The sequence below is a fragment of the Johannesbaptistia floridana genome (assembly GCF_057440575.1).
Map to the genome: position 1 here is coordinate 1 of NZ_JALKVM010000203.1, position 14,779 is coordinate 14,779.

Annotated in this window: 5 protein-coding genes; 1 reads left to right on the top strand and 4 read right to left on the bottom strand. The window is 37.7% G+C overall.

Going from position 1 to position 14,779, the window contains the following annotated elements; translation table 11 throughout:
- Positions 1-469: 469 nt before the first annotated feature.
- Positions 470-1,228, bottom strand: coding sequence for a hypothetical protein (locus MW688_RS13470; RefSeq protein ID WP_486736526.1), 759 nt, complete (start codon positions 1,226-1,228; stop codon positions 470-472).
- Positions 1,229-1,254: 26 nt separating this feature from the next.
- The gene (locus MW688_RS13475) at positions 1,255-2,175 is read right to left on the bottom strand and encodes a hypothetical protein (protein ID WP_486736527.1); all 921 of its coding nucleotides are present in this window, start codon (positions 2,173-2,175) and stop codon (positions 1,255-1,257) included.
- Between the two features lie 233 nt (positions 2,176-2,408).
- Between MW688_RS13475 and MW688_RS13480 the strand changes: the two genes are divergently transcribed.
- Positions 2,409-11,081, top strand: coding sequence for a Calx-beta domain-containing protein (locus MW688_RS13480; RefSeq protein WP_486736528.1), 8,673 nt, complete (start codon positions 2,409-2,411; stop codon positions 11,079-11,081).
- A gap of 767 nt (positions 11,082-11,848) precedes the next feature.
- Here the strand turns inward: MW688_RS13480 and guaA are convergent.
- Together guaA and cbiD are read right to left on the bottom strand one after the other, a co-directional pair.
- Positions 11,849-13,396, bottom strand: a complete 1,548-nt coding sequence (gene guaA, locus MW688_RS13485) for a glutamine-hydrolyzing GMP synthase (protein WP_486736530.1) — start codon at positions 13,394-13,396, stop codon at positions 11,849-11,851.
- Between the two features lie 121 nt (positions 13,397-13,517).
- Positions 13,518-14,639 carry a cobalt-precorrin-5B (C(1))-methyltransferase CbiD gene (cbiD, locus tag MW688_RS13490; RefSeq protein WP_486736529.1) on the bottom strand — a complete coding sequence of 374 codons (1,122 nt, stop codon included), beginning with the start codon at positions 14,637-14,639 and terminating at the stop codon, positions 13,518-13,520.
- Between the last annotated feature and the right edge of the window lie 140 nt (positions 14,640-14,779).

Here is a 14,779-nt window from a genome sequence, read left to right on the forward strand (position 1 = left end):
CAGTAATACTAATAATATTCTCGCCGTTCTGAGAAATACTACTGAGTTTACTCAAAGCGATTATATTGTGTTTGCCGATATTTAAGATGATTTGACGGCCTGAAGGTAAATCAAATTTTTCAACATTTTCAAGCAAAGTTTGTGGGGCGCTCATTCAAAGCGCCCCTACTTATAGCAGGGAGCACCGGAGCACGGGAGAGGGTTTTAAGTAAAATTACTTAAGTTGTGGATAAAATGTATAGTAATATACATTAATTTCTTAGACAAAATCTAAAAAAGCACAGATTCACAAGTAGCGGATTTTGTCAAGTTTTATGTTAAGAAAGATGTTTATAAAGGATAGCTTATTAAGCTCATATCTTGCACCAGAACTTATGTACTAAATTAACCTCAGAAAAAGTTCATTTCTCTTTAGCTCATATCTTCCACCAGAACTTATTCCCCTGTGTCTATTTATGAAAATTACCATCTACTGAAATTGATCGTAAAACTCATATTTTAGATCATGAATTTTTTCTTCAATATCGATACAAAATTTAAGATCTCTTTCAGAATTAATTAGCTTAGCAATGTGCTTTCCCAGTATTTCTGCGTGAGTCAATCCACCAATTAAAGGTTCTTGCCCAATATCGGAACGCCGACTGTCATGTATCATGTGGAAGTAGTAAAATTCAGATCGTTTCTTATTGCTATCATTACTTGATGATGACAGCTTTTCTGCGATTTTCTTCCAAAGGCACTTGTATTCTATTCCCACCATTACTTCGCTCCAAAAACGAAGACCTGCAACCAAATTAACCTCAAAAGATTCTTTTCCAAAGTTCTCATAAAAAATTGTCAACCCTTCTTCTCGAATTTTCTTAGTGATATTAGTTTCAGAAGTTGTGAGGATTGTTTCTCTAGTAGCCCCAAGATTTAATAAATCTTGAAAAAGTAACTCTCTATGAGAAAGAAGAGGAACTCCACTACCTGTCCTAGGATACTCTTCATGTAATATTTCTCGCATAACTTTTTTAACTTCTTCTTGTTTTTCTGAGAGTAAATCAATAATTAATTCATAAGTATTCACGATAAAGAGAGATAAAAAGCGACGTTGTATCAGAATATAGATAAACTTTTCCCATTCCATTGATGTTATTTGAGTAAATAATGGATGTGCTTCAAAATTCTCAATTAAGGATTTTTCTGTCTCATTAAGTTGTTGGAGTAAATCTTGTTGATTAGTCATCTGTCTCTAGATTAATATTGAGAATTTTATAAAAATAAATGATTAAGATCATTATGCCAACAATCTTGATTTCTTAGCAGTGATTTAGTAAAGTCTTTCCCCATATCCCACATCAATTCAAATTCATTTTGATATGGCTCGATTAATATAGGATTAGGATTATTATCGAGATTTATACCAAACTGAGGGCTATGGATAGCTAGACTGCTATGTAAAAAATTACTAGTTATCATATATTTACCAGCTCTATATATAGCAACAGACATATGACTATCATATAGTCTAATTTGAAGAGGATGCGTTTCAATTGTGCTAGTAATATTGCTCGTGTTTCTCAAAATCTTTTCTACAGTTTCTAAATTTTCAATAACTTTGTTACGAACCTCTATATGATTATATTGTCGGTCATGTTCGCATCTGCGCAGCACATCTTCTCTATATCTAGCCATATTAGATTTGGGCCACATTAATAAAATACGAATAGAGACTTTGTTATTGACACACTCAATGAGTGGGTTAATAAAATTATCTAAATTAGGAGCAAATGTTTGAAGAATCTCTACTTTTTTATACTCTTGCTCCCCCTCACAAATAACTCTTTTTAGTTTTCTTTCAAATATATCTGTAGGAAATTTTGGATAAATGGCGTCAATCCCTGCCTCTTCTGGGGATGTTACTTCGTTATCAGTATTTACATAATTTTCAAAATCCTGATTCAGTCTATCTATTAATCTGAAAAATTTATCTGGTGCGTACCTACTTTTACTTGCTATACTTAATTTCTGATAAATCTTTGTCATTCGTTTGTTAAAAGTCTGTTCTGCTATACTGCATTGTCTTTGCGTGATTTTCTGTAATTCTGATTTATTTGTGAATTCTGGTTGTATTAATAGTAAAATATCTCTTTCATCACGAGAAAGCCTGTATTTCGTAGCATAGTCTCTCAAGAATTGTTTCCACTCCCATATATGGTTTTTTATTACGAACATACCATTTTTCTTAAATAAATACAAATATGTAATACTTTAAAGTTAGCATATATCTTTTTTCTTTTCATAGCAAGATATATCTAAATACAACTTTTTGACATGTCTATAAGTTGTAAATATAAGAATCTTGACAAAATTAGACGAGGCTTTGTAGGATTTGACCCATGATCACTACTTACAGGTACTGTTACATGGCGACAAGTAATCAATCAACCTTAGAAATTCTGGAATCTGCTTTAACCCTTGTTAATCAGCAGTTGTTCGCTTTTAGTTTCGATTCTGAGTTGAGTCAGAAGTTAACCCTTGTGTTTGGGGATTCTCTTAACTCCTCTACTTATCAAAATTTATGGGGTGGTAATAACTTTAATCTTCAATCGCTAGTTAATCTTGAAATTCGTAACCAAAACGAGTTAAATGGTGCTGTAGGTGCTTTTTCTCGTGATACAGGTAAAATTTATCTGTCTGAGTCATATTTAGAAGAAAATAGTCAGAATATATCCCTAATTGCTGAGGTGATTTTAGAAGAATATGGGCATTTTATCGATGCCGAAGTAAATTCTGTAGAATCCCTTGGTGATGAAGGTAGAATTTTTGCTTTGTTGGTACAAGAAGGGAATATTGATTCTGAACAATTACAATCTCTACAAACAGAAGACGATACAGCTATTTTGAATGTTGATGGACAAGAAGTACAAGTAGAATTAGCTAATTTGATTGGTACCGATGGCAATGATAACTTAGTAGGAACTTCAGGCGATGATACGATAAATTCAGGTTTAGGAGATGACACAGTCAATGGAGGAGCGGGAGATGATTTATTAATCGTTGACTATTCTTCTATTAGCGATGCGGGAATTCGTACCAACCGTGTTTCTAATGGAACAGTAGATGGTATCAGAAATCTCTATCAGTCTAATGGTTCCAATTTTAACGAAGTATCATTTGACAATATCAACAGATTCAACGTTACCGGTACACAGGTAGGGGATAATATTCCCACGGGAGAAGGGGATGATACAATCAATGGTGGTGATGGCAATGATACTCTCGATGGTAGAGGGGGTAATGATACAATCATTGGTGGAGAAGGCAATGACCTGATTATCGATAGAGGTGGAGTTAACCAAATTGATGGTGGTTCGGGGATAGATACCCTTGCCGATGTCAATTTGAGCAGTGCTACCATTAATTTCAGATTAGATGATAGTGATACTTCTAAGAATATAAGTTTAGCTGATGGCACGGTAATTAGGCGAATCGAAAGGTTTAGTGGCGGTTTGACCACAGGTAGTGGCAATGATACTTTTAATTTTAGCTTACGTCTTAACAATAGTATCAATGCTGGTGATGGGGATGATACGATAAATTCAGGTTTAGGAGATGACACAGTCAATGGAGGAGCGGGAGATGATTTATTAATCGTTGACTATTCTTCTATTAGCGATGCGGGAATTCGTACCAACCGTGTTTCTAATGGAACAGTAGATGGTATCAGAAATCTCTATCAGTCTAATGGTTCCAATTTTAACGAAGTATCATTTGACAATATCAACAGATTCAACGTTACCGGTACACAGGTAGGGGATAATATTCCCACGGGAGAAGGGGATGATACAATCAATGGTGGTGATGGCAATGATACTCTCGATGGTAGAGGGGGTAATGATACAATCATTGGTGGAGAAGGTAATGATAACCTTAATAGTGGTAATGGCAACGATATTATAATAGGTGTCAATCCCAATGAAGTTAACCCTGGAGAAGGAGAAATAGATACCCTACAAGGAGGAGCCGGTGGCGATCGCTTTATCCTTGGCGACGGAACCAAAATTTACTATGATGATAGGAATCGTAGTACTAATGGAACTAATGATTTCGCCTTAATCAGAGATTTTGACCCCAGCGCAGGAGATGTAGTTCAGCTTATAGGATTACCTCAAGATTATGTGCTAGAAGTATCAAACGGTGATACTAACCTATTGATTGATAAAGATGGTTCTCAACCAGACGAACTTATCGCTACTTTTGAGGGGATAACTGGTTTAAGTTTGGGATCCAGTGCTTTTGATTATTTTAGCGAAGGGGGACCAGTAATTATTCAAGATAATGTTGGTAACACTATTCCTACTGCTAAAAATTTAGGTCTTCTTGGTACGACAGTTGAAAATGATTTTATTGGAGGACTTGACTTCAATGACTTCTTCGTTTTTCAATTAATCAGTGAAAGTGATTTAGATATAACTCTTAGCGAACTTAATGAGGATGCTACCATAGCTCTTTTAGATGAGCGAGGTAATATAATCGAAAGTCTTACGGCACGAAATGGTGTTGATCGCTCGATTAGCCAAAACTTGGATGATGGTACTTACTATGTTAGAGTTTTTCGCTCAGGAGAAAACACTACTCCTTATCAACTAGAAATCTCAGCTACTCCAGTTCCACCACCACCATTTCAAATCCTGAGCATTACTCCAGATGAGGGTAGTAATACAGGTCAATCAACAATTACTATTTCAGGTAATCAGTTTACTCCCGAAGCTAATGTTAGTCTGATTGATAATGCTGGAAGGGAAGAACAAGCTACTTCTGTAACTTGGCTAGATAGCGAAACTCTATCAGCTACTTTTGATTTAGTAGGTAGCAGAGTTGATTCTTATGATGTTCGCGTTGTAGATACTCCAGGCACAACCAGTATAGAAGATGCTTTTGATGTTTTTACTGGTGATGTAGGTGCATTAGAAGTCTTTATTAGTAGTCCTAGATTTATTCGCCCGTTTGGAAGAGATGTAGTGACAGTAACTTATCGTAATAGTGGAGATAGTGATATTATTGCACCTTTACTAGAGTTAACCGCTGACGGTGCTAATTTCCGTGATTTTGGAGAAACAGAATTTACAGAAGACTCAATCCAGTTTTCAGGCATTAATAACGAAGGTTTAGTGGGAGTATTACCTGCGGGTGCTAGTGGTAGCTTTAGCATTGGGTTTAGACCAACAGTAGGAATTGGTGAAGAGATTAATTTTGAAGTTGTCACAGTAGAGCCTGACGATACAGTTAACTGGGAAGATTTCCGAGAAGAATTAAGGCCAGCTTATTTGACTACAGAAGCTTGGGACGCCACCTACGATAACTTTATTGCTTCAGTAGGGAACACAGTAGAGGATTACCAAAGGGTTTTAGCTAATAATGCTAATTATCTTGCTCAGATAGGGGAAACTGTAACTGTAGCAGATGCTGCACGGTTGGTTAATTTTGAACTTCAACAAGCCAGCGATTATCAGGCTTTATCTCAACGTTACAGCTTAGGTTCTTTTGGTCGCGGACGCTCTTTTATTGGTGATATTCAGGCTATAGTTGATGAAAATGGCAATGTCACTATTGAAAATGCAGGCATTTTAAGAATCTTTACCAGACAAGATGATGGTACTTATCTCCCATCGAGGAGAGACAATGCAAGCCTAACTCTAGAAAATAGAGCTTATCGTTTGACAGAAACAGATGGCGCGGTAACTGTATTCCGAAACGATGGACGCTTAAATTTTATTGAGGATACCAACGGTAATCGAGTTACGGCTCAGTATACAAATGGAACATTAGTTGCATTGCGAGCCACAAATGGGTACTTCTTGAATCTAACTCGTAATAGAGATGGTTTGATTACTCAGACAACTGATTTTGCGGGAATCACAACTAACTACAACTATACTGGAGATTTATTAACTAGCATTACATCTCCAGAAGGAACAATCAGTTATACTTACAACAATGATTTGGCCATAATTTCTATTACTGATTCTAATGGAGTTCGATCCTCTGCTGAATATGATAATTTCGGAAGATTAGTCAGAGAAAGCTTGAATGATAACGCAGAAGAGATTACTTATAGCTATGGTGACAATGGAGAAGTAACTGTTACAGATGCCAATGGTGTTAATACTAGATTATTTTTAAACGAATTTGGTCAAGTCAGTCAAGTACAGGAAGCTTCAGGTCGCATTTTACAATACAATTATGATGAAGCAGCCAACCTGACCAGCATTATTCGACCAAACAACAGTGTCATAGGTTTTACTTATGACAACCGAGGTAATCTACTATCTCAAGGTAATTCTGTAGGGACCACAACATTTACTTATGAACCTGAATTTAATCTTTTAACAAGTGCAACAGATCCTCGCGGTAACACTATTGCCTATGATTATGACGACTTTGGTAATTTATCATCAATCACCTATGAAGATGGTAGTAATGAGAGTTTTGAATATAACGATGAAGGAAATGTTATTCAATCAACTAATCGCCGTGGTCAGCAAATCAATTATCAATACGATGGACAAGGTCAATTAGTGAGAGAAGATAATCCCGATGGGTCTTTTGTTGATTATACCTATAATGAACGAGGTAATTTAGTTTCAGCTACAGATAACAATGGCACTATTACTCTAGATTATAATGAAATTGATCGCTTAACTAATATTACCTATGCTAATGGTCGTTCTCTAAGTTATACCTATGATGCAGGCGGCCGTCGTACCAGCCTCACAGACCAAGACGGAAATCAAGTAAACTACAGTTACAATGCCGCAGGACTATTAGCAAGTTTAACTGATGGCAATGGTGATTTAATTATTAGTTACGTCTATGATGATGTTGGTCGTCTTGCTAGAGAGAATAAAGGTAATGGTACCTACACGACTTATGAATACGATCTTGTCGGGCAGATTACCAATATTACTAACTTTTCTCCTGATGATTCAATTAACTCTAGTTATGACTACACTTACGACCTATTAGGAAAACAGACAGAGGTTACAACTTTAGATGGTTCTTGGTCTTACCGTTACGATCCTGTTGGTCAGTTAACAGAAGCAGTATTTACCTCGAATAATCCCAGAGAAATTGCCAATCAAAATCTAACTTATGTGTATGACACTGCTGGTAATAGGGTTCGCACTGTAGTTAATAATACGACTACAGAATATGTATCTAATAACCTTAATCAATACGAAACAGTAGGAAATGCTGTTTACAATTACGATGCAGATGGCAACTTGATCTCAAGGACAGAAGGAGGCAGTACAGAAACATACGAGTATAACAATCAGAATCGTTTAGTAAGAGTTAGTGATACAGATGGTAATGAAACTTTGTATGAATACGATCCCTTAGGTAATCGTATTGCCACAGTTTACAATGGAGAACGGACTGAATACTTAATTGATCCTTTTGGTTTAGGTGATGTAATTGGTGAGTATGATAACAATGGTAATTTAGTTGCGAACTATACTCACGGTATTGGTTTAGTTAGTCGAAATGATGGTAGGGAGAATGCTTATTTTGATTTTAATCTGATTGGTTCTACTGTTAGTTTGACTGATGTCGCAGGAGAAGAAATCAATAGCTATAGTTATCTACCTTTTGGTCAAGAATTATCAGAAACAGAAACCATAGCTAACCCCTTTGAATTTGTTGGTCAGTGGGGTGTGATGGAAGAAACTAATGGTCTCGATTTTATGAGGGCTAGATTTTATGATAGTAATTCTGGTAGATTTACCAGTCCCGATCCTATTGGTTTAAGTGGAAAGGATACTAACCTATATCGTTATACATTTAATACTCCAAATAATTTGATCGATCCTTCTGGTAATGTTCCTTTCTTCATAATACCTGTAGTAGGTGCATTGCTTAACACTGTAATCTATACAGCTACTACAGATGCAAAAGAACAGACACTAGGTGGTAGGGTTGGGGCCGCAGTAACAGGTGCTATTGGAGGACTTGGATTTACAGTAGGTAAACAGCTTGCTGTAAGGGGTTTAGGAAGCATTTTATTGTCGCTAAACACTGGTGCAAAGGGTTATCTTGTTGGCAAAAGCACAGAAATACTTATTGATGGTCGTAATCCTGATGCTCTTGAGCAATTTTCATTGTTAGATCTCGGGATAGATCTCGGTCTAGGTGTACTTCCCATACCTGGATTGACAAGATTAGGGAACAGATTAGGGGAACCGATTAATGAAATATTAAACAACGAGCTTTTTGAGTTCGTTGCAGACAAATTATTCAGCGACTTTTGGCAAAACTTCATAAAACAAAGGATCTTCGATGATTCTTTTGGCGAGAAAATCGCAGATTTTTTCAAAGCATTGGGAGTAGAATTTGGCGATGTATTAAGTGACAGTACAACTCTTGTCGTTGGGGCCTTTGACCCCAATGATATCATTGGACCAGCAGGATTTGGCCCAGAGGGCTGGATACAATCCCCACAACTACTACCTTACACCATTCGCTTTGAAAACGAAGTTGAAAGAGCCACGGCACCAGCAGTACTAGTTTCTATCACCCAGACTTTAGATTCAGACCTAGACCTAGATACTTTTGAGTTAGGTGATTTTGGATTTGGAGATTTAGTAGTAGATGTTCCCGATGGTTTTCAAAACTATAGCGAACGTTTAGACTTACGAGAAGATATCGGCTCTTTTGTTGATTTTGAAGCAACTTTAGATCGCCAAACTTCTACAGTAACTTGGACCCTGACTACGATTGACCCTGAGACAGGAGAATTAGCCACAGGCGTTGATGATGGCTTCCTTCCACCCAACAGAGAAAATGGAGAAGGTGAAGGCTTTGTTCGCTACACAATCGAACCAAAAGATAACTTAGCCACAGGAACAGAAATCAATGCTATTGCCGATATTGTTTTTGACTTCAACGAAGCGATAATAACTCCAGAAGTACTCAACACAATCGATATTACAGTGCCTACTAGCATGGTAGAAGCATTACCAGAAACTGTAGGAGAAGAATTTACTGTATCTTGGACTGGCAGCGATGAAGGTAGTGGTATTGCTTCCTATGATGTTTTTGTATCTATCAATAATGGTGATTTTACTATCTGGCAAGATGACACTACTGAAACTTCCGCTATTTATCCTGGAGAAGTTGGTCAAACCTATTCTTTTTACAGCGTCGCCACTGATAATGTAGGTTATGTGGAAGATATCCCCCCCCAAGGTGATGCCTCTACTACTGTTACTGTAGTCACTGAAAATAACTCCCCCGTAGCCTTAGATGATAACTACAGTATCAACCCAGGTGAAACCCTGACTATTAATTCTCCTGGAGTACTCAGCAATGATACTGATGCTGAGGGAGAATCTCTCACCGCTAATCTGGTGACAGACGTAAATACAGGTAGCCTTACTCTCAATTCTGATGGTTCTTTTGTTTACACCCCTAACACTGACTTTATCGAAACCGATACCTTCACCTACGTGGCTAATGATGGAACTAAGGATTCTAATGTAGCTACTGTATTCATTAATAAAAATAATAATGATTTCCCCATTATTCAAGGAACAGCCAACAACGATACCATAACAGGTACTAGTGATAGTGAAATAATCAGAGGGTTAGAAGGAAATGATGTGATAAGAGGTGATGCAGGAAACGATACCCTAGATGGAGGACCAGGTGGCGATCGCCTCTCCGGTCAAGCAGGCGCCGATACCTTTGTGGTCTTATCTGGCGAAGGTAAAGATACTATCAATGACTTTGTTCGCGGTGAAGACCTCTTTAGCAGCGATTTAGATTTTGCCGAGCTAAGTATTGACATCAGGAATGGTAATGTTAATATTGCAGACAGTAATACTAATAATATTTTCGCCGTCCTGAGAAATACTACTGAATTTACTCAACAGGATTATGTTACTCAACCAGACCAACCAACAGACCCAGGGACTATTCAATTCAACTTGGGTAGTTACAGTGTGAACGAAGATGGCACGGCTACTAATGCTATTACCCTAGTAAGAACAGGTGGAAGTGATGGCGCTGTAAATGTTACCGTAACACCAACAAATGGCACAGCCACGGCACCTGCTGACTACAATAGCACACCAGTAGTAGTAAGCTTTGCTAATGGTGAAACAAGTAAAACAGTAACTATTCCTATAGTTGACGATAGCGATGTAGAAGCAAATGAAACTATCAATCTAGCTCTTTCTAATCCTACTAACGGTGCTACTGTAGGTACTCAGAATACAGCAACTCTCACCATCATAGACAACGATGAACCTGGAATAACTCCAGGCACTATTCAAGGAACAGCCAACAACGATACCATAACAGGTACTAGTGATAGTGAAATAATCAGAGGGTTAGAAGGAAATGATGTGATAAGAGGTGATGCAGGAAACGATACCCTAGATGGAGGACCAGGTGGCGATCGCCTCTCCGGTCAAGCAGGCGCCGATACCTTTGTGGTCTTATCTGGCGAAGGTAAAGATACTATCAATGACTTTGTTCGCGGTGAAGACCTCTTTAGCAGCGATTTAGATTTTGCCGAGCTAAGTATTGACATCAGGAATGGTAATGTTAATATTGCAGACAGTAATACTAATAATATTTTCGCCGTCCTGAGAAATACTACTGAATTTACTCAATCAGATTATATTCTAGTTGGCGACAATAATGATTTTCCCATTATTGAAGGAACACCGAGCAACGATACCATAACAGGTACTAGTGATGCTGAAATCATTAAAGGCTTAGAAGGGGATGATGTGATAAGAGGTGATGCAGGAAACGATACCCTAGATGGAGGACCAGGTGGCGATCGCCTATTAGGTCAAGCAGGCGCTGATATCTTTGTGGTTTTATCCGGTGAAGGTAAAGATACCATCAATGATTTTGTTCGCGGTGAAGACCTCTTTAGCAGCGATCTAGATTTTTCTGAGCTAAGTATTGACATCAGGAATGGTAATGTTAATATTGCAGACAGTAATACTAATAATATTTTCGCCGTCCTGAGAAATACTACTGAGTTTACTCAAAGCGATTATATTCTGGCTGGCGATATTTAAGATGATTTGACAGCCTGAAGGTATAGCAATGACCAAATAGATGTTTACAGTTATCATGAAAAGCCCCCCTTTGTTAAGCTATCCTTTATAAACATCTTTCTTAACACAAAACTTGACAAAAGCCGTAACTTGTGAGTTTGTGCTTTTTTAGATTTTGTTTAAGAAAATAATGTATAAACAAATACATTATTTAGGAAATTAAGTAATTTTACTTAAAAATTTTCTCCCTGCTCCCTGCTCCCTGCTCCCTGCTATACAAGGGTTTCAGAGTTGCTTATAAAGCATAGCTTTGTTAAGGGGGGTTGGGGGGATCTGTAAATAGGGTACGGGTGAAAAAGTAAGTTTTGGTGAGGAGAAAGGCAGCTTTGCACCGAGGCAGGAGGCAGGAGGTAATAATGATTTATGAATTTTCGAGTAATCAAAGAAAAAAATGCACTCTTTCTAGCATAATATATCAAAAAACCTTGCACTTTTTCTGATAAAAATGGGCTCAAACCTTTATCTAGCAAAAGTTTTACATTTATTCAGCAAGCCCTAAATATAAATATTGTTAACACTACAACGCTCATTGCTATAAATCAAATTTTTCAACATTTTCAAAGCGCCCCTACGATTTAATATTAGTTAGCGATCGCTCCTGTGGTTTATACCAAAAAATATTTGTATATTACAAATTAATTAACATCAAACTAGCTAGGTTAGAAAGAGAGAGCGGGCGCTCTTGTTTGCGCCCTTATTTAACTTAAGATTTTGGAGTTGAAGATTTTCTACTCCCACTCAATGGTTCCTGGAGGTTTAGAAGTAATATCATAAACCACGCGGTTAACCCCCTTAACTTCATTGACGATACGGTTAGAAATTTTCTCTAACAAGTCATAGGGAACTCTAGCCCAATCCGCGGTCATGCCATCTTCACTAGTAATTAAGCGGAGAACCACTGGATGAGCGTAGGTACGTGTATCTCCCATTACTCCCACACTCCGAATTGGCAATAGTACAGCGAAAGCTTGCCAAAAATCATGATACATTCCCTGTTGGGCAATTTCATCACGCACAACAAAATCAGCATCACGTAAAATATTAAGTCTTTCGGAGGTAACTTCACCAATAATTCTAATGGCTAAGCCTGGCCCTGGAAAGGGGTGACGACGAGTAATTTCTTCTGGAAGACCAATCGCCCGGGCTACTTTGCGCACTTCGTCTTTAAATAACTTGCGCAAAGGTTCAACTAACTTAAAACGCAAGTCTTTAGGTAAACCACCAACATTATGATGACTCTTAATTTTTACCGCTACTCTTTCCCCGGTTTGAGGATCTACATTACTATCTGCCGATTCAATCACATCAGGATAGAGAGTACCTTGGGCGAGATAATCAAATGGTCCTAGGCGTCTTGATTCTTCTTCAAAAACTTTGATAAACTCATGTCCAATACGGCGACGTTTTTCTTCAGGGTCAGTAACTCCTGTTAAACGCTCTAAAAAGCGCTCCCGTTGGTTAACATAAACTACAGGAATATGAAATTGTTTATTAAATATTTCCATCAATCTTTCTGGTTCGCCTTTGCGCATAAAACCTTGATCGATGAACATACAAGTTACATTATCTCCTATAGCTTCATGAAGTAAAAAAGCCAAGGTAGAGGAGTCTACACCACCAGATAAAGCAAGTAGTACCTTTTTGTCCCCTACTTTTGCTCGTATTTCTCTAATTGCTTCTTCAACAAAAGCTTCTGTTGTCCAAGTTGGTTCACATTCACAAATATGATAAACAAAATTACGAATTAGGGCAATTCCCCCTTCAGAGTGAACTACTTCTGGGTGAAACTGTACTCCAAAAAGTTTTCTTTGATGGTCAGCGATAGTGGCGCAGGCAGTATTATCTGTATGGGCGAGAATCTCAAAACCTTCTGGTAATTTAGTACAAGAATCAGCATGACTCATCCACATAATTGAGCCATTTTCTACATTAGTAAGAAGATCTGTGGGATCATCTATAGTAATTGAGGCTTTGCCGTATTCTGCTACTTCAGCTTTTTCTACTATCCCCCCCAACTGTTTAACCATTAACTGCATTCCGTAGCAAACACCCAGGATAGGAATACCCAGTTCCCAGATTTTGGGATCACATTCAGGTGCCCTATCATCGTATACTGAGTTCGGTCCTCCTGAAAGGATGATTCCTCTAGGGTTAAGGGCTTGAATTTGCTCGGCATTGGTACGGTATGATAGTACTTCAGAATATACTTGAGTTTCTCGAATACGACGGGCGATTAGTTCGGAATATTGAGAACCAAAATCAAGAATTACAATCATTTGACGGTTAATATTTCTACTAGTTTTTTCCTCTAGTAGTTCTTCAGATCTAGTTTCTGTACTCACTATGTTTAAACCTCTTCTTTTTTCTATTGTAAATTTTTTTGAACTAAATTAAAATTTAATCTCCTGGAATTAGTTGTGAAAAAATAGTTTGACCTTGGGAACTTTGGATAATAATATTTCGTTGACTGTCAAAGAGAATACAGCCTACGGTAACTGATTTAGCTGTTTGTTTGTATATGTAAGCTTGAGAACGTTTATCTATAGAACTGGCGATCGCCTGATATAAGCTTTCGACCCAATTAGTCCCCTGTTGACGATCTTCTTGCTTGAGGATGTTTAAAGCAGCTTCACAGGTATCTGCATCAAATACTTGCTGTATCAACTGATGAGGAGCGCCTAAAGCTGCTAGATTAGCTGTTAAAATCTCTATTCTAGCATCAGCTAAAAAGTGATGAGTATGAAAAATTCCTCCTGCCAATTTAATTAGCTTACCATGATAGCCAAATAGCAACAAAGAAGAAATTCCCTGCAAACTAGCAGTAGCTAACATAGGACCTAACCAATTAGCCGTTTTGATCATTTGTGCTGGCTTAACACCCAACTTTGTAGCTAAGCTTAAACCATTTTCTCCGATACAAAACATTACACAACTAGAGTTAGCCCCTTTTGCGGCTAATTCCTCTTTATACAAGTCTAACTGATCGGGAGCGGTCAAAGGTTGAGAAATACCCGTTGTCCCGAGTAAAGATAACCCTTCTACCACTCCAAAAGCTGAATTAGAAGTTCGGGTCGCTAATTGGCGACCGAAGGGTAAAATTATCGTAACTTGTATATATTCCCCAGGAGATAAACAAGCCTCTAAATTAGTCTTTAATAACTCTTCTGCATATTTATAAATAGCTGCTTTTCCTGACTGGTTAACTAACTTACCGATACCTTCACCACCGATAATAGTAACCGCCTCATTAGCAGTAGTTAATCTCTCTACTAGGGCCCAAATTGGGGTATTACGAGTTAAATCTAAATTATCTCCAGGATCGCTACGGGTAATAGCTAAAGCAGTGCGATCGCTTAGTTTTGCTACTTGTTCAACTGCTATGCTTACTTTTTCCTGGGGTTTAATTAAGTCTATCTCTACAAAATCTTCTCTTTGGTCTTTTTCTAAACAGTAATAAGCCGCTAAAGCAGCAGCACAAGCAAATACAGGTAAAGTATATCCAGAACGGGGTTTAATCATAGTTTATAGGGAATAGGGATTTCGGGAGAGGGGGAGACTCAGATCTTGCATCTTTACCTAATGTTACTGGTTGTGGTTGAGTAAGGAGTAATGAGTAATGAGTAATGAGTAATGAGTAATGAGTAATGAGTAATGAGTAA